We start from the raw sequence: 16,189 nt of genomic DNA on the forward strand, positions 1-16,189 counted from the left end.
CACGCCCGAGCGTATGTCGAGAACGACAGTTGGCTCACTGCCCGCCCCCTCGGCGGAGGTCGAAGATGCCGTACGCGAAACCGTGCGCGGTGATCGTGCCGTCGCCGTCGACACGGATGCCCGAAGCCGCCAGCACCCGGGCGTCCCGGGCGCCGTCGTAGCCGTAACTCACCGCATCGCGCCGCGGATTGACGACCACGAGATACCGCCCGCCCCGCACGTACACGAATGGATACCCGGCGTGCAGCACTTCCACCGAGCCGCCAGGCCCCAGCTCCGGCGAGCTAGTGCGGAGCGCGAGGAGGCGGCGTACGAGGTGGAGGAGGGAGGTGTCGTCGGCGAGTTGGGCGGCGACCGTCGGGCGGTTCGGGGACGGGGCGAGGGGGAGGTAGAGGCGGTCGGGCGGGGCGGTGGAGAAACCGGCGTTCGCGCTGTCGTCCCACTGCATGGGAGTGCGGGAGCCCGCGCGGTTGTAGCGGGGGCCGAGGACGCTGCCCTCCTTCTCGGGCAGGTCCGGGACGTAGCGCATACCGATCTCGTCGCCGTAGTAGATCGCCGGAAGGGTCGGCCAGGTGAGCTGGAAGGCGAAGGCGGCGGGGAGCTGATCGGCCGTGCGTGGGCCGCAGTTGAGGCGGGAGAAGTCGTGGTTGGCGCTGGGCAAGGAGATGAAGCCGCTGTGGCCGAGGGCGGTGGACGCCCGGTGCCATGCCTCGACGAAGGGGCGGGGCGAGCCCTTTCCGCTGGGGTCGAAGAAGCAGTCGAGCTGGTCCCAGTTCTCGTCGACCGTGCCCTCGCCGTTGCTCCACAGCGAGCGCAGGGCGAGGCCGTCGGTGGGGCCGCCGAACTGGAGGAAGAAGTCGGCGTGGAAGCCCGCGGGGACGGACACCTCGGGTTCGCCCCACTCCGAGAGCAGCACCGCGTCCGGATGCGCGCCGTCCATCCAATGGCGCAGCTCTGTCCAGATCTTGGCGGTCTCCGTCGTGCCGGCGTCGTCCTTGACGAGCGACGCGGCCATGTCGACGCGGAAGCCGGAAAGGCCGAGGCCCAGCCAGTGGTCCATGATCTCGCGCAGGGCGGCCCGGTTGGCGCGGGGACCCTCGGCGTCGACCGGCCGACGCCAGGGCTCGGCCGGATTCTCGCGCGCATAACCGAAGTTGAGGGCGGGCTGGAAGGCGAAGAAGTTCGGGAGGTACGCGCCCGGACGGGTCCCGGGGGACGGGACGAAGCCGTCGGGATGGCCCTCGGGCGCCCAGACGTACCGGTCGTCGGCCGGGTCGTTCGCTGCGGCCTTGAACCACGGATGCTCGTCCGAGGTGTGACCCGCCACGAGGTCCAGCAGTACGCGGATGCCCCGGCGGCCCGCTTCGTCGACGAGCTTGGCGAGGTCATCGTTCGAGCCGTAGCGGGGCGCCACGTTGAGGTAGTCGGAGACGTCGTATCCGGCGTCGCGGAACGGTGAGACGAAGCACGGGTTGAGCCACACGGTGTTGATGCCCAGCCACGCGAGGTGGTCGAGGCGTTCGGTGATCCCGTTGAAGTCGCCGATGCCGTCGCCGTCGGAGTCGGCGAACGACTGCGGGTAGATCTGGTAGAAGACGGCGTCGGCCAGCCAGGCGGGGGCGGGGCGGAACGAAGTCATGCCGGCGACCATAGATCAGCCCACACGTCGGCCGCTGCCCCTAAGCTAAAAGCGATGTTCACCCCGCAAGGTCCGACCCTCCGCGAACTGGCCGTCCAGGCCCTCTCGTCCGTCGAACACGGCTACGACCTGCTCGCGCCGAAGTTCGACCACACGCCGTTCCGGACACCGGACTCGATCCTCGACGCGGTGGGCCGGGCGCTGCGCCCCATGGGGCCGTTCGGGACCGGGCTCGATCTGTGCTGCGGCACCGGGGCGGGCATGGGTGTCCTGGCGGGGCTGTGCGCGGAGAGTGTCACCGGGGTCGACATCAGTGCGGGGATGCTGGCCGTTGGGCGGGAGCGGTTGCGCGACGGTCTGGCGGTCGGGCGCGAGCGGTGGGGTGATGACCTGGGGGTCGGGCGTGAGCGGCTGGGCGATGACCTGGGGGTCGGGCGCGAGCAGGTGCGTGACGATCTGGGGGTCGGGCGCGAGCCGTTGACTCACGACCCGGCGAGCGTGCGCGCGAGGACGCGTGACGACGGGCCGCCGGCCGTCGCGTGGGTGCGTGGGGACGCCCGTGCCCTCCCCTTCGGTCCGGTTTTCGACCTGGTCGTGAGCTTCGGAGCCTTCGGGCACTTTCTTCCGCGTGAGCGGCCGGGCCTGTTCTCCCAGGTCCACTCCGTGCTTCGCCCCGGCGGGCGCTTCGCGTTCCCGATCGTGGCTCCGCCCCGGCCGAGCTCGCCCTGGTACTGGGCCCTGCTGGGCTTCGACGCGGTGATGCGGGTACGCAACGCCGTCTGGCGTCCTGCGTTCGTCATGTACTACCGGGCGTTCCGGCTCGGTGACGTTCAGCGGGAGCTGGCGTCGGCCGGGTTCGAGGTGGAGCTGCACGCGCTGCCCGACTTCGGGTACCGGCGGGACGGCAGCCCGCGATGCCGGATGGTCGTGGCCAGGCGGGGCACCGCCCCGGCGCCCTTGTAGACGCCCAGGTCCCGCTTGTCGGGTAGACCCCCAGGTCCACCTGTCGGGCATATGCACGCCCGGGATAGCATTTGTTTTTCAAACTCGCTCCGATATGGTGAGTCTGCTTTTCAAACTAATGGGCTCGTGCCCCCTTCAGAACCGATCGTGTGAGGAAAACGCGATGAGGGCCTCACCCCCTGACAGCAGCCATAACGACAGCGACGCCGTGGCCCGGATCGACCCCCGGTGGAGGTCATGGGCGGGCGCCCACGGTGGACACGTCGCGGCAGCGACACTCGGCGCCGTACGGGACTGGGGCGGTGCACAGGAGCCGGGGCCCGTACGCGCGCTGACCACCCACTTCCTGGCCCCGGCCGACGCGACCCCCCTCGCCCTCTCCGTGACCGTGCCGTCGGCCGGGCGCCGCGCCTCGACCCGCACGTTCACCGGCCACCAGGACGGGAGGCCCGTACTCGTCGGCTCGGCGGTGTTCGGCCCGCCCCGCCCAGGACCCTCGTACGACGGGAAGGGCGCCCCCGACGTCCCGGGTCCGCTGGACTGCCCCCTCCTCGACCTGCCCGTCGCGCTGTCGCCCTTCGCCCGGCAGCTGGAGATACGCCCCGCCACCGAGTCCCTGCCGCTGGCCGGGGGGGACAGGGCGGAACTCGTCGCTTGGGTGCGGTTCGCCGACGACCGGCCCCTGGACGCGGGTGCGGTCGTCACCCTCGCCGACGTCCTGCCGCCCGGCCTCTACGCGAGCTGGCGCACCCCGCGCCCCGTACCGACCGCCGAGCTGACCGTTCACTTCTCCAACGCGCTGGACGACGGCGCCGCCCACGGCTGGGCCCTGGTCCGTATCCGCACCGAGCAGGCCGGCAGCGGCTGGGCCGTCGACGACAGCACGGTATGGGCAGCGGACGGGCGACTCCTGGCCGTCGCGCGACAGGCCCGGGTCGTCCAGGAGGCGCGGGCCGGGGAGGGCGACGTCGACGGGCGTGCCCACGAAACCGGCGCCGCGGTGAGCGAGGCCGGCGTCGTCGCGATCAGGTCCGGCGACGGGACTGCCGCCCGCGACACCGCCAACCACACCCCAGCTCCCATGGCCCGGAACGCCCAGGACGCCCCTTCCCTCCTGGAGGAGACCGTATGAGCATCACCGGAGCCACCGCGCTCGTCACCGGCGCCAACCGTGGGCTGGGCCGGGCCTTCGCGCTCTCGCTGCTGGAGCGGGGCGCGCGTACTGTGTACGCGGCAGCCCGCGATCCGCGGGCCGTGACCGATCCCGGACTCACGCCCGTCGCACTCGACATCACCGACCCGGACGCCGTGGCCGCGGTCGCGGAGCGGTGCGCGGACACCGATCTCCTCATCAACAACGCCGGTATCCTGCATGGCAGTTCGCTCCTCACCGCCGAGTCCCTCGACGCAGCGCGGGCCGAGCTGGAGACGAACCTCTTCGGCACGCTCGCCATGAGCCGTGCCTTCGCGCCGGTGCTCGCCAAGAACGGCGGAGGGGCCCTGGTCAACATGCTCTCGGTACTGTCCTGGCACACGCTCCCGAGCATCGGCTCGTACGGCGTGTCCAAGGCGGCCGCGTGGTCGATGACGAACGCGATCCGTGAAGAGCTGCGTGAGCAGGGCACGTTGACGGTCGGCGTGCACGCCGCGTTCATCGACACCGACATGGCGGCCACGGTCGACGGACCGAAGACCAGCCCCGCCGACGTCGTACAGCAGGTTCTCGACGCGGTCGAGGCAGGCCGGGAGGAAGTGCTCGCCGACGACATCACCCGCCAGGTCAAGGCCGTGCTGTCCGGCGGGGTGCCCGATGGCGTCTGACCTGCGTGCCACGGCGACCGGGCCCCAACTCGCCCGGCGGGAACGCCCGTTGCCGGTCCTGATCGCCGCCTGCCTGGGCCTGTTCACCGTCTTCCTGCAGACCACCCAGACGATCGGCACCCTCGGCGCGGTGCAGGACGACCTGCGCGTCGCTTCGGCCGACCTGGTGTGGGTGCCCAGCATGTACACGTTGGTGGTCGCGTCCTGCGTACTCGGTGCGGGCGCGCTCGCCGACCGGTGGGGACGACGGCGCGTCTTCCTCCTCGGCGCCGCCGCGATGGCCGCGGGCGGCGTGGTGCTGGTCCTCGCCGGGAACCTGGCAGCCGTCCTCGCCGGACAGGCGCTCGCGGGCCTCGGCGGCGCGCTCATCACGCCCAGCTCGCTCGCGCTCGTCACCCATGCCGTCCCCGACCCCCGCCGCCGGGCGGGCGCGATCGCCGCCTGGGCGGCCACCTCGGGACTGGGCCTCGCCATCGGTCCCCTCACTGCGGGCCTCGCCCTGCGCTGGTGGACCTGGCACACCGCGTTCTGGCTCAACCTCGTCGTCGCCGCGCTCGCCGCGGCCGTCGCCCTCCGGTATGTGGAGGAGTCGCGGAATCCTGCCCAACGCCTCGACTGGGCAGGCCAGTTGACGGCCATCGGCGGCCTCGCCCTGATGGTCTTCTGGCTGATCGACGGCGGCCACCACGGCTACGGCTCCGGACGCGCCCTCGCGGCCGTCGCCGCGGCGGTCGCGCTCCTCGCCGCCTTCGTCGTGATCGAACTGCGCCGTGCGGCCCCCATGGTCGACCTGCGCCTGATGCGCGACCCGTCCTACGGCGCCTCACTGGTGCTCGCCGCGATCGTTCTGTTCGGCTTTGTCGGCCTGGCTCTCCTTGAGGTGCTGTGGCTGCAGCGGGTGCGAGGGCTGAGCGCGTTGGAGGTGGGCGCTCAACTCCTCGCGGAATTCGGTACGTTCATCGCCGCCTCGGTGCTCGCGGGCGTGCTCGTACGGCGTCTGGGGCCGCGTTTCCTGATCACCGTGGGTCTGCTGCTCGCGGGCGTCGGAGCTGCGCTTTTCGCGCGCGTCGATCCCGGCACGACGTTCGGCGGATACGCCGTCGCCTTCGCCGTCTTCGGACTCGGCTGCGGTCTCGCCAACGCGCCGTCCACCGCGCTGGCCGTCGGCCATGTGCCGCACGGCCGCGAGGGCGAGGCGGGTGGCACGGTCAACGCGGCCCGCCAGATCGGCGCCGTCCTCGGCACCAGCGTCCTCGGCACGCTGATGACCTCGCGTTTCGACGACCGCGTCGGCCAAGTCCGCGACCCACGGGTGGCCTTCACCGACGCGGTCGGCTACGCGACCTGGGTCGTGGTGGCCGTGCTGTTGCTCGGCGGGGCGCTCTCGCTGGCGTCCACGGCGTGGTCCCGACGCGCCGCTCCCGTCGCCCCCGGACGGGCCGAGGAGAGCTGAGTCGGGTGTGCCCCCGCCCCAGGCGGGGGCACACTCTTCGGCGGGCAGACCCCGCACGGTACCGCCGAACGGCTCAGAGTGCGCTGTACAGGGCGTCGACGAGGGCCATCTTCCTCGGGTCGTCGGCGATGTGCGGGCCCATGCGGTTCATGACGTACCCCAGGGAGACGCCCGCCTCCGGGTCGGCGAGACCGCAGGATCCACCGAAGCCGTCGTGCCCGAAAGCCCTCGCGTTGGGCCCGTACGACCCGTTGGGCCCACTCAGCCACAGTCCGAGCCCGATCTCCGTCTCGCTCTGGAACCCGGCGCCCAGCACCAGGTCACGACAGCTGCCCTGCCCCTCGCGCACCCGCTCCGCGGCCTCCGGCGAGAGCACCTGCCGGGAGCCGTACGCGCCCCGCCCGGCGTAGATTCCGTACAGCGCGGCGACCGCTCGGGCCGTGCCGTGGCCGTTGGCGGCCGGGATCTCGGCGGCCCGCCACTGAGGCGTGTTGGCCTCGGCGGCGCCGACGATCGGGTTGGTGAGGGCGGCCAGCGCCGCGGGTGTCAACTGGGCGAAGACCGCGGCCTGTTCACTGTTCGATGCGGCCGGAGGATGCACCAGTTCGGCCGCCCGGTCGGCCTCCTTGCCGGGCAGTCCGATGGTGAAGTCGATCCCGAGCGGCCCGGTCACCTCCCGCTCCAGGAACGCGCCCGGCAGCAGCCCCGAAACCCGCCGCACCACCTCGCCGACCAGGTGGCCGAACGTCAGCGCGTGATAGCCGGACCGTGTCCCCGGCTCCCACCAAGGCTCCTGCGCCGCGAGTCGCTCGACGGTCAGGTCCCAGTCGCAGAGCTGCGCCAGCGTGTGCGGCTCGCGCAGACCGGCCAGCCCCGCGCGGTGCGACAGCAGATGCCGTACGAGGACGGACTCCTTGCCCGCCGCCGCGAACTCCGGCCAGTACGTGGCCACCGGGGCGTCGAAGTCGAGCAGCCCTCGGTCCGCCAGGATGTGCGCGCACAGCGAGGCCGGCCCCTTCGACGTCGACCACACGTTGACCAGCGTCTCCCGCTCCCAGGGGCGGGTGCGTGCCGCGTCGGCCCAGCCGCCCCACAGGTCCACCACGGTCTCGCCGTCGAGCATGACCGTCACGGCCGCGCCCAGTTCGCCGCGGTCGCGGAAGTTGTCCTCGAAAGCGGCGCGCACCGCCGAGAAACGCGCGTCACAGTGGCCTTGAACATCAGGCGCGTGCGGGGACATGGGACCTCCGTCATGCGTTCACGGGTGACCTGGAAGGGGCCGGGCCCGTTGAACGTACCGACTGGTCGGACAGGAGGGAAGCCACGGGACGCCATCTGCTGGGTGAGGAACAGTGAACCGATGGGCTGGCTCGTGCCACCGCTTCCGAAGGGAGACCTTGTCGCCCTCTGGGATCACAGCACCTCGTCGGCGCTGCGGGGCTCTGTGCGCGGCTGCTGGTTGAGCTTGTGGCGCTCGATGGAGGCGTGCCGGTAGACCTCTTTGCGGGTCCGCATGATGTTGCCCAGGGGCGCGTGCTCGGCGGTGACCCGCCAGGGCGTGAAGGACAGCGCGTCCATCTTCTCCAGGTTTTCCGGGCCGGAGATGTCCTGCTGCGGCAACTGCAGCCTGGCTACGGTGACGGACGGCGAGAGCTGCTCGGGCCACTCCACGGTGGTGTCCTCCACCGGCATGCGCTCCAGGTCGGTGCAGAGCTGGACCTGGATGTCGAAAGCGTAGGGCCGCGCCTGCAACTCGGCTTGCAGGGCCGGCCGGAAGACCTCCGGCGCCGAGGCGGGGCTGAGGTTACGCCGGACCACCGCGGCGGCGAAGTCCGGGTCGGGGGTGATGCGCACCTTGGCGATGTAGTCCCCGTGCCTGACCGCGCCCATCGTCCAATAGCTCGAAAGCAATAGGTTGACCGGGGGGATTTTTGACAGGCGAAGGAAGGCCAGGAACTCGTCCCACGCCCAGTCGTCCTGGTCCAGCGTTCCCTTTCCCGTGACGAAGTCGGCGAAGAAACGATGCGCGCCGGGTCGGCCCTGGGAGAAATAGGCTGGCGCGTTCAAGAACAATTCCTGGATGAACAGGTAGTGCTCGACCGTATTGCAGAAGAAGATCGGCGCGTTGATGTTGGCGTAGTCGAATGTGCCTGTGTCCGGTTCGTCTTCCAGCAGGGTCGGGCCGTCGATGCCGAAGATCTTCAGCGCCAATCCGGTGGCGCTGCCCAGTTGCGCGTCGGCTCCGGCGCGAGGCGAGCCGTTCGAAAAGCGGATGAGCGCATCGTGGGTTCCCGGAGTGGCGTAGATGCCCTGGGCGTACTCAGGGGGCAGCCCGTCCAGGATCTCCACTTCCCCCCGGACCAGCCCGTAGCCCTTGGCGTGGGCGTCGCGGAGGGCCCGTCCGGTGCCGCCGGCCTTGACCGACTCGGCGATGTAGCGCTCGGTCTTTTCGATCACCGTCTGCAAGTTCTGCTCGAAGTGCGGGTCATCGACTTCGACGTCCGGTGTGTAGGGGACGAACTGCGCTGCCATGACTTCGACCTCTCCTCGCAGAGCGGGGTGCGACCCGAGGGGGTAACAACTCCCCTCAGTCCTCCAGTTCGGCGAGCCAACGCAGGGCGCGCAGACCCGGCAGGAAGCAGTACTCGCCACCGCGGGTCACCACGAAGCTGGGCAGATTCCGCAGGCGGCGCCGGACCGGCTTCTCCGGGATGGTGACGCTGCCGGTTCCGTCGTGATGCCCGGCCACCGGGTCCTTCTCGCCGGGGTAGCCGATGAAGTTGCCGTCGTTGACCCACTCGGCCTTGATGAATTCGAACTGTCGTTCCAGGTGGGCTCCGATGAAGACACCGACGAGACCCCGGTCGGCGCCGTCGTCCTCCAGCACGCCCTCGGGCAGCGGCGGGCCGTAGGTGGTGCCGCGGCGGATGAGGCGGTGCATCCGTGCGTCGCCGATGATGGTGGCATCGCGGGGGTTGGTGCGCCGGATGTGAGAACCGGCGGGGCACCGGAAGCCGCGATCGTCGTTCTCCCGGTACAGGAAGCTGTTGATCCGGTGCGGGTCGGCCGCCAGCTCGGGATCATCGTGCTCCGGCGACAGCTCCAGCGGCGCCCCGCTGGGCCAGCGCCCGACCATCTTCGCCGCCAGGAGTGCCTCCTCCTCGGCGCTGGAGCTGTTCGCGCGCAGGTACCGTCGCCAGGCCGCCACGTTGGTGTGGATTTTGCGTACGGCGACATAGGTCCCGTTGCGCCCCAGCACCTCGGGGCTGGGCATGGGCGGCAGATTGCCGGTTTCGTCGGGGTAGCCGAGGATGAACTCGCCGGTCTTGATGGGGACTTCCTGCGGGTTGGAGCCGGGCAGTCCGACGCCCTCGATGTTCGGATGGCTGATGCCGTCGCGGAAGCCGAAGGTGGTGCGCCCGGTCGGGAGCTGGCGGACATCCTGCTGCCAGATCACCTGGACACCGGGCGTGTCCTCGAGGGCGACGCGGGCCCGCTCCAGCTCCTTGTCCAACTGCGCCGCATCGGAAGACAGGGCGCTCAACGCGATATGGACCTCGCCCGTTCCGAACGGTGCCTCCCAGTGGGCCGGGGCGTTCTCGCCCACGTCTCCGATCAGCTCCGCCCGAGCGGCCATGCCCTCACGAAACGCCCGCGGAAAACTGTCCAGTGACTCCTGGGGCACCCCCAGGGCCCTCAGCCCCTCATAGGTGAACGCCACAGCCACCCAGGCATCCTGGCTCCGGTCCACGCTGGGCAGACCACCTGAGGTCACCGGGAGCAGCCGCCGCAGCAGGGCGCGCCCGGCGTGGCGGTCATCGACGCGCAGGAAGACGAATTTCCCTTCGTACGGCACCGGCCGTGGACGCAGTGCCCCGCTCTGGACGTCGTCGATCTCGACGCTCACGCCGGCCGCGCTGCAGCTGTCCGCGGTGCTCATGATCGTTTGTGCCTCCATATCGGTCTCTGCCTGGACAGCCCCGCAACGGCAGGCCCGCGCCCGCCGACGCGGTCCGACGTCGGGTCGGATCCGAGGGTTGCTGTGCCCGGGTTCTAGGCCGCGGCTTCCCCCAGCAGCTTCTGGAAGGCGGGCGTGGCCACCAACTCCGCGTTGGCCGGGTTGTCCAGCGCCGCCCGGAACTCGGCCGTGTCCAGCACCTCCTGGAACGCTTTGTCCACGCGCTGGTCCTTGAAGATCTGCTGAACGGTCAGGTCGGGATAGGCGCTGACGAAGACCCCCGCGGGCTCCTGGTGGGCGAGGAACCAGTCCTTCACCCCTGGATCGCTGACGCCGGGGAACCCTTCGCTGTGCGAGAAGACCTGGTCGAAGCGCGCCCCGACCACCGTCTTGGCGAAGTCGTCGATGTAGGTGTCCCAGGAGCCGTCGAAGACGCTGGCGAACATGAACCGGGTGTCGTTGTCGAAAATCACATGCCGTGCGTCATGCAGCGTGCCGATCTGGCGCACCGCCGCATGGACCCTCTCGTCATCCGCCGCGTCGGCGAGCGCGGCGAGATCCTCACGCAACGCATCGGCCTCGCCCGGCTTGATCTTGGTGAAAACCGTGAACTCGTTACACACCCCATCCGTCCTGCCCGGGTGCTCGGGGTAAGCCGGCTGGGTTGCGCCTGGCGTCGCAGTCATCGCGAGGTTCTCCTGCCACAGATCGGTGCGAGGGTCGCCCAGCGCCCCGACATGAGGCGCCATCGCCCTCACAATTTCAATCCTCACCGCCGATGCGCTGCCTCGCATCTCGGCCCCTGGGCGTTGTGGTCTCCTGGGGCGGATTTTTGAGAAGCTCCGGCAACTGCGGGGTCCGGCATGCCCGGTGCGGCAGGCCAATGCCGGGGTCCTCGGGTCCCGAGAAGCTCCTGAGGACAGATCCGGCCAGGCGCAGGAAGATGGATCTGGGTGGGACGTGCCGAGTACGTCGGCATCACCATTCTCGGGCAGCCACTTCCGCGCGGCCGTGAAGACGGTGTCGCAGCCGACCGCACAGCAACCCGTTGCGCCGCCCAGGCGGTTGGGTCACCCGCTTCCGCCGAGCCCCCTGCTCCACTGGATCGCCACCCGGAGGCAACCATGGGCAAAGTTCTCGGTGACGTGCTGGGCTTTGCGGCCGGCGTCGCGATCAGCCCGCTCCCGATCATCGCCATCATCCTCATACTCGCCACACCTCGGGGACGTCTCAACGGACTGCTGTTCGCCGGCGGCTGGATCCTGGGGCTCTCGGCACTGGGTGCCGTGATGCTGGCGATCGCTTCCCCCGCAGGTGCCTCGGCCCACAATCAACCGGCCACCTGGGTGGGAGCTCTCAAGCTCGCTCTGGGTGTGTTCCTCGTTCTCTTCGGCGCCCGGCAGTGGCACCGGCGCCCGAAGGATCCCTCGCAAGCCCAACTGCCGAAGTGGATGGGCGCGATCGACCGCCTCACGCCGGTCAAGGTCTTCGGACTCGGAACGGGCCTGGCCGCGCTCAACGCCAAGAACGCCCCGCTGACCATCGCCGCTGGCGCTGCGATCGGCTCAGCCGGACTGCCGGTCGGGCAGCAGATCGCATCGCTGGCGATCTTCGTCGTGATCGCCACCCTCGGCCTTCTGGCCCCACTGGGAGTCTTCCTACTAGGCGGAGAGCGAGCCAGAACCACGCTCGGCACCTGGAAAGACTGGGCAGCTCAGCACAATGTCGCCGTGATGGCCGTCCTGTTCTTCGTTCTCGGGCTGAAACTGCTCGGAGACGGCATCTCCATCCTCACTTCCTGACGGGCTTACCCATGCGCGTGGCCGCCTTGAGTGTGCGGCGAGTCGATGATCGCGGGTGCCTCAGAGGTACGAGGGCAGCCAGCGCAACTGGGCCGCCTCCTGGTAGGGGCCGCCGCCCTCGTGGTCGTTGAAGTCGTACACCTCGATCTTCTTGTCGTCGTGCGCCCACGCGTTGTACGCCGCGAAGACCGTCGACGGCGGGCAGGTCAGGTCCTCCAGGGCGACCGAGAACAGGGCGGGGGCCCGGCCGCGCGCGGCGAAGTGCACTCCGTCGAAGTAGGAGAGCGTCCGCATGACTTGGCCGGTGCGGCCGCGGTGGGTCTTGAGGTAGTTGCCGACCTCTCGGTAGGGGGTGCGGTCCGTGATCGCCGTGGCGCGCGGGAAGTCGCACATGAAGGGCACATCGGGGGCGACCGCGGCCAGGTCGGGGACCAGACCGCCCACCGCGATGGTCATGGCGCCGCCCTGGCTCCCGCCGAGGGCCGCCGTGCGCGCCGGGTCGACCAGCGGATGCGCGCGGGCCGCCTCCACGGCGCGTACCGCGTCCGTGAACAGCCGCCGGTAGTAGTAGTCCTCGGGGTTCTCGACCCCGCGCGTCATGAAGCCGGGGAACGCGGGTGCGCTGCCCACCGGGTCCGGGGTGTCGCCGCCGCCCCAGGCACTGGCCTGGCCACGCGTGTCCATCACGAAGTGCGCGAAGCCCGCCGAGGCCCACAGCAGATGCGTGTGCGCGAGGCCGCGTCCGCCGCCGTATCCGACGAACTCGACGACCGCGGGCAGCGGCGAGTTGGCCCACGCCGGCACGGTCAGCCATCCCTTGATCGGGTGCCCGCCGAATCCGGCGAACGTGACGTCGTAGACCTTGACGGTCTTGAGGGGCGTCTCGACCGGCTCGAAGCGGGCCTCGAGGTCGTACTCACGGGCCTCCTGGAGCGTCTTGGCCCAGAAGGCGTCGAAGTCCTCGGGCTCGGCGGACGCGCTGCGGTACTCGCGGAGCTCGTCGAGGGGCAGGTCGAACACGGCCATGAAGGACCACCTTTGACATCAAGGGTGCGGGTGATCACACCGTATGTGCACGGTGAAAAGGCCGCCAGGCCATGCTTTTCAGCCGTTCGCCGCCTCAGCCGAAGCGCTCGATGCGAATCCGGTCCACGGGCTGACCGGCCTCCACCAGCAACCGCGAGGCGTGCTCCGCGAATCCGTTGGAGCCGCACACATAGGCCTCCCACCCACCGGGAGGCTGCTCGGCCAGGAGCGGCGCCACATGTGCGGCCGTCATGGAGTAGTGGCGCTGCGCCACATACCCGTCGTCGGCGGTGAGCCGCACCATCAGATGCTGCCCGGGCAGATGCCCTCTCCCGAGGGCCGGGAATAGCCGCGCCCTGATCTTCCTTGCCGCTAGTGCCGACGGCCGGTGGCCTCCGCAACCGGTGACGTGGGCCGGCGACCGGTGACAGCGAAGGAGAGTGAGGCAGCAGATGCCCAAGGCGTACGTCTTCACGCGGTACGGCGGCCCGGAGACCGAGGCCCTGGTGGAGCGCGACCGGCCGAGCCCGGGTCCCGGACAGCTCCTCGTCGCGGTGCGCGCGGCGGGCGTGAACCCCGTCGACTGGAAGCAGCGGACGGGCTACCGCCGCCCGGGCGGCCCCGCGCGCGAGCTGCCCGCCGTGTTCGGCAACGAGGTCGCCGGGGTCGTCGAGGAGGTTGGTGCCGGCGTGACCGGCTTCACCGCGGGGGACGAGGTCTTCGGCAACCCGGTGGCCGGCGGATACGCCGAGTACGCGCTGCTGCCCGTCGCCGTTACCGCGCACAAGCCCGCCGACCTGTCCTTCGCGGACGCCGCGACCCTGCCCGTCGCGGCGGCGACCGCGTACGACGGAATCCGCCAGCTCGGCCTGTCCGCCGGCGCGACCGTGCTGATCACCGGCGCGGGCGGTGGGGTCGGCGTCGCCGCCACGCAGATCGCGCGTGCCTTCGGGCTGCGCGTCGTCGCCGTCGCGAGCGACGGCAAGAAGGACTTCGTCGAGTCGCTCGGGGCCGTGCACGTCCCGTCGGGGCCCGACCTCGCGGAGCGGGTGCGTACGGTGGCGCCGGACGGTGTGGACGCCGTGTTCGACCTCGTCGGCGGTGAGGTTCTTGAAGCGGCGGCGACGCTGCTGACCGACCGTACGAAGCTGATCACCGGCGCCGACCGGGAGACGGCCGCACGGCTCGGGGGCGTTCCTGTCGCGCGGGCCCACACCGCCGCCGTACTCGACGAGGTGGCGAAGCTCGCGGTCGGGGGAGAGCTGCGGCCGTTCGTGACGCGGACCTTCCCGCTCGACCGGGCCGGCGAGGCACTGCGCACCGTCGAGGACGGTCACGCGCGCGGCAAGACCGTGATCGAGGTGTCCGCATGAGCCCGACGTCGCCGCGCACACCACCGCCGCTTCGGCCGCGCGCGCACCCGCTGGACAACCCCGCCCTCGGTTCGCTGAGCGGCCCGCACGCCCACTTCGCCGAACGCCGCGGCCGCGTCCTGCGCTACCCCGTGGACGTGTCGCCGTGGCTGGCGCTGCCGGACGAGCCGGACGCCGCCGACTGGGCGGACCTTGCGGCCCTGGCCGGCCCCGGCGCCGAGGCGCCGCTGGCCGGCTTCACCGGACCGGTCCCGGACGGCTGGGAGGTGACCTTCAGCTTGGAGGGCGTCCAGCTCGTCGACGACGGGATCGCCGCGGCACCGGACGCCGAGGCCGTACGGCTCGGCCCGGCCGATGTGCCCGAGATGCTCGACCTGGTCGAACGGACCAGACCCGGCCCGTTCCTGCCGCGCACCGTCGATCTGGGCACCTACCTGGGGATACGCCGGAACGGCGCCCTCATCGCCATGGCGGGGGAGCGGCTGCACCCGCCGGGCTGGACCGAGATCAGCGCGGTCTGCACCGACCCCGGCTTCCGCGGCGAGGGCCTGGCCACCCGGCTGATCCTTGCCGTCGCCCACGGCATCCGCGAGCGCGGCGAGACCCCGTTCCTGCACACCGCGGCCGACAACACCAACGCCATCCGGCTCTACGAGTCCCTCGGCTTCCGGCTGCGCCGCACCACGCGCTTCATGGCGGCGCGGGTGCCCGAGCACCTGGAGGACGTGCGCGTCGTAGGGGTCCGCTGACCGGTCGCTCCTCTTCGACGGCACCCTCGGGGATTTCGACGACACCCTCGGGGAACTGCCGGAGGACAGGGCGCAGTTGACCGACTTCGTCTTGGAAGCACCAGAGCTCCGCCCCTGAACGGGGCCTGGACCCACGGATCACCGTCGGCGCAGCACAACGCCGATCCCGGGACCCTCGGCGTCCGACCGCTCCTGCTAGGGTGACCGTCCCGACCGCGGATCGTCCCGGCCGGGTCGTGACCGAGGAGGTGAGACCCATTTCTGCTGTGTCGGCTCGGGTGCTCTCATCTCGAAGCAGCGCGGATCACCGCCCTTAGGCGACCGCGAGAGCGCCCTTCGGTCTCCGAAAGGCTTCTCGGCTCCATGCCACCACTTTCCCGCTCCACTGTCGTCGGCGCGCTCCGTACCGCCGGCTGCGTCTTCGCCGAGGACGAGGCGGAGTTGATCCTCTCCACTGCCCGCACGCCCGAGGACGTCGCCGCCATGGTCGACCGGCGCGTCCGTGGGCTTCCCCTTGAACACGTCCTGGGCTGGGCCGAGTTCCACGGCCTGCGGGTCGCCGTGGAACCGGGCGTCTTCGTGCCCCGGCGCCGCACCGAGTTCCTCGTCGAACAGGCCCTCGCCCTCGGGCGGGACGCCTCCGTCGTCGTGGACCTGTGCTGCGGCTCGGGCGCGGTCGGTGCCGCCCTGGCGGCCGGGCTCGGCGGGCCCGAGCTGCACGCGGCCGACATCGACCCGGCCGCGGTGCGCTGCGCGCGCGGCAATGTCGCGCCGTTCGCCGGACATGTCCACCAGGGCGACCTGTTCGCCGCCCTCCCGGACGAACTGCGCGGCCGCGTCGGCATCCTGGCCGCCAACGTGCCGTACGTTCCCACGGACGAGGTCGCGCTGCTGCCGGCCGAGGCCCGCGACCACGAGCCCCTGGTCGCCCTCGACGGCGGCTCGGACGGCCTGGAGGTCCTGCGCCGCGTCACCACCGAGGCGTCCCGGTGGCTGGCCCCCGGCGGCTCCCTCCTCGTCGAGACGAGCGAACGCCAGGCCGCGCTCGCCGTGGAGGCGTTCACCCGTGGCGGTCTCCACACGAGGCTCGCCGTATCGGAGGAGCTCCACGCCAACGTCGTGATCGGCACGCGGCGTCAGAGTTCCAGCGAGCGGAGGAAGTCCCAGAGGATCGCGTTGTAGGCGCCCGGTCGTTCCATGTTCGGGTAGTGCGCGGTGTCGTCAACGGTCGTCGACCGGCCGTGGCGACGGTGCGCACGAGGCGTTCCGCCATGCCGAGGTGGTCGACCGAATCGATCCCGCCGTTGACGGCCAGCACGGGTACGTCGATCTTCGCCGCCCGGGCCCAGGCGTCGACGGCGATCGTTATGCAACTAGTTGCACAAGGGTGGGGCCGTCGTCTACA

14 protein-coding genes and 1 pseudogene are annotated in these 16,189 nt (G+C 70.9%); 8 read left to right on the top strand and 7 right to left on the bottom strand.

What is annotated here, in order from left to right; all coding sequences use genetic code 11:
• Positions 1 to 34: 34 nt before the first annotated feature.
• Positions 35 to 1,639, bottom strand: a complete 1,605-nt coding sequence (locus tag C4B68_RS36635) for an alpha-amylase family glycosyl hydrolase (RefSeq protein WP_099502356.1) — start codon at positions 1,637 to 1,639, stop codon at positions 35 to 37.
• A 54-nt stretch (positions 1,640 to 1,693) separates the two neighbouring features.
• Here C4B68_RS36635 and C4B68_RS36640 point away from each other — a divergent pair, with 54 nt between their 5' ends.
• The 4 genes from C4B68_RS36640 to C4B68_RS36655 all read left to right on the top strand — a co-directional run bounded on the left by C4B68_RS36640 (position 1,694) and on the right by C4B68_RS36655 (position 5,876).
• Entirely contained in the window at positions 1,694 to 2,602 is a 909-nt protein-coding gene (locus tag C4B68_RS36640) for a class I SAM-dependent methyltransferase (protein WP_099502309.1), read from the top strand.
• Positions 2,603 to 2,765: 163 nt separating this feature from the next.
• Entirely contained in the window at positions 2,766 to 3,734 is a 969-nt protein-coding gene (locus C4B68_RS36645) for an acyl-CoA thioesterase (RefSeq protein ID WP_099502308.1), read from the top strand.
• The gene (locus C4B68_RS36650) at positions 3,731 to 4,423 is read left to right on the top strand and encodes an SDR family oxidoreductase (protein ID WP_099502307.1); all 693 of its coding nucleotides are present in this window, start codon (positions 3,731 to 3,733) and stop codon (positions 4,421 to 4,423) included. Before C4B68_RS36645 ends, C4B68_RS36650 begins: the two co-directional genes overlap by 4 nt.
• Entirely contained in the window at positions 4,413 to 5,876 is a 1,464-nt protein-coding gene (locus C4B68_RS36655) for an MFS transporter (protein ID WP_099502306.1), read from the top strand. The genes C4B68_RS36650 and C4B68_RS36655 overlap by 11 nt, the downstream gene beginning before the upstream one ends.
• A 73-nt stretch (positions 5,877 to 5,949) precedes the next feature.
• On the opposite strand, the gene C4B68_RS36660 is transcribed toward C4B68_RS36655, so the two are convergent.
• The 4 genes from C4B68_RS36660 to C4B68_RS36675 all read right to left on the bottom strand — a co-directional run bounded on the left by C4B68_RS36660 (position 5,950) and on the right by C4B68_RS36675 (position 10,628).
• Positions 5,950 to 7,116 (bottom strand): serine hydrolase domain-containing protein, encoded by a 1,167-nt coding sequence (locus tag C4B68_RS36660; RefSeq protein ID WP_099502305.1) that lies wholly within the window; start codon positions 7,114 to 7,116, stop codon positions 5,950 to 5,952.
• A gap of 173 nt (positions 7,117 to 7,289) precedes the next feature.
• On the bottom strand, positions 7,290 to 8,408 hold the full coding sequence (locus C4B68_RS36665) for a catalase family protein (RefSeq protein WP_099502304.1): 1,119 nt from the start codon (positions 8,406 to 8,408) through the stop codon (positions 7,290 to 7,292).
• Positions 8,409 to 8,463: 55 nt separating this feature from the next.
• Positions 8,464 to 9,816: a Dyp-type peroxidase gene (locus tag C4B68_RS36670; protein WP_240634586.1), complete on the bottom strand. Its 1,353-nt coding sequence runs from the start codon at positions 9,814 to 9,816 to the stop codon at positions 8,464 to 8,466.
• 113 nt (positions 9,817 to 9,929) lie between these two features.
• Entirely contained in the window at positions 9,930 to 10,628 is a 699-nt protein-coding gene (locus C4B68_RS36675) for a hypothetical protein (protein WP_240634587.1), read from the bottom strand.
• 159 nt (positions 10,629 to 10,787) lie between these two features.
• Between C4B68_RS36675 and C4B68_RS36680 the strand changes: the two genes are divergently transcribed.
• Complete coding sequence (locus tag C4B68_RS36680; protein ID WP_240634588.1) at positions 10,788 to 11,636, top strand: GAP family protein; 849 nt, start codon at positions 10,788 to 10,790, stop codon at positions 11,634 to 11,636.
• 60 nt (positions 11,637 to 11,696) lie between these two features.
• Here C4B68_RS36680 and C4B68_RS36685 read toward each other — a convergent pair whose 3' ends face one another.
• Positions 11,697 to 12,662: an acetylxylan esterase gene (locus tag C4B68_RS36685; protein WP_099502300.1), complete on the bottom strand. Its 966-nt coding sequence runs from the start codon at positions 12,660 to 12,662 to the stop codon at positions 11,697 to 11,699.
• A gap of 94 nt (positions 12,663 to 12,756) precedes the next feature.
• Positions 12,757 to 12,915, bottom strand: a pseudogene (locus tag C4B68_RS43770) (oxidoreductase); the annotation flags it as partial.
• A gap of 199 nt (positions 12,916 to 13,114) precedes the next feature.
• Here C4B68_RS43770 and C4B68_RS36695 point away from each other — a divergent pair.
• From C4B68_RS36695 to C4B68_RS36705, 3 genes are all read left to right on the top strand, one after another.
• Positions 13,115 to 14,035, top strand: coding sequence for an NADP-dependent oxidoreductase (locus tag C4B68_RS36695; protein WP_099502299.1), 921 nt, complete (start codon positions 13,115 to 13,117; stop codon positions 14,033 to 14,035).
• Positions 14,032 to 14,784, top strand: a complete 753-nt coding sequence (locus tag C4B68_RS36700) for a GNAT family N-acetyltransferase (protein WP_099502298.1) — start codon at positions 14,032 to 14,034, stop codon at positions 14,782 to 14,784. Before C4B68_RS36695 ends, C4B68_RS36700 begins: the two co-directional genes overlap by 4 nt.
• Before the next feature lie 363 nt (positions 14,785 to 15,147).
• A complete protein-coding gene (locus C4B68_RS36705; RefSeq protein WP_099502297.1) occupies positions 15,148 to 15,966 on the top strand; it encodes a putative protein N(5)-glutamine methyltransferase in 819 nt (272 codons plus the stop codon).
• The last annotated feature ends 223 nt before the right edge of the window (positions 15,967 to 16,189 follow it).

The organism is Streptomyces dengpaensis (assembly GCF_002946835.1).
In the GTDB taxonomy this organism is placed as follows: domain Bacteria; phylum Actinomycetota; class Actinomycetes; order Streptomycetales; family Streptomycetaceae; genus Streptomyces; species Streptomyces dengpaensis.

Bases quoted from the DNA above. Each gene is read 5' to 3' on its own strand.
- C4B68_RS36635 (WP_099502356.1), bottom strand. From the start codon at position 1,639: ATGACTTCGTTCCGCCCCGCCCCCGCCTGGCTGGCCGACGCCGTCTTC.
- C4B68_RS36640 (WP_099502309.1), top strand. From the start codon at position 1,694: ATGTTCACCCCGCAAGGTCCGACCCTCCGCGAACTGGCCGTCCAGGCC.
- C4B68_RS36645 (WP_099502308.1), top strand. From the start codon at position 2,766: ATGAGGGCCTCACCCCCTGACAGCAGCCATAACGACAGCGACGCCGTG.
- C4B68_RS36650 (WP_099502307.1), top strand. From the start codon at position 3,731: ATGAGCATCACCGGAGCCACCGCGCTCGTCACCGGCGCCAACCGTGGG.
- C4B68_RS36655 (WP_099502306.1), top strand. From the start codon at position 4,413: ATGGCGTCTGACCTGCGTGCCACGGCGACCGGGCCCCAACTCGCCCGG.
- C4B68_RS36660 (WP_099502305.1), bottom strand. From the start codon at position 7,116: ATGTCCCCGCACGCGCCTGATGTTCAAGGCCACTGTGACGCGCGTTTC.
- C4B68_RS36665 (WP_099502304.1), bottom strand. From the start codon at position 8,408: ATGGCAGCGCAGTTCGTCCCCTACACACCGGACGTCGAAGTCGATGAC.
- C4B68_RS36670 (WP_240634586.1), bottom strand. From the start codon at position 9,816: ATGAGCACCGCGGACAGCTGCAGCGCGGCCGGCGTGAGCGTCGAGATC.
- C4B68_RS36675 (WP_240634587.1), bottom strand. From the start codon at position 10,628: ATGCGAGGCAGCGCATCGGCGGTGAGGATTGAAATTGTGAGGGCGATG.
- C4B68_RS36685 (WP_099502300.1), bottom strand. From the start codon at position 12,662: ATGGCCGTGTTCGACCTGCCCCTCGACGAGCTCCGCGAGTACCGCAGC.
- C4B68_RS36695 (WP_099502299.1), top strand. From the start codon at position 13,115: ATGCCCAAGGCGTACGTCTTCACGCGGTACGGCGGCCCGGAGACCGAG.
- C4B68_RS36700 (WP_099502298.1), top strand. From the start codon at position 14,032: ATGAGCCCGACGTCGCCGCGCACACCACCGCCGCTTCGGCCGCGCGCG.
- C4B68_RS36705 (WP_099502297.1), top strand. From the start codon at position 15,148: ATGCCACCACTTTCCCGCTCCACTGTCGTCGGCGCGCTCCGTACCGCC.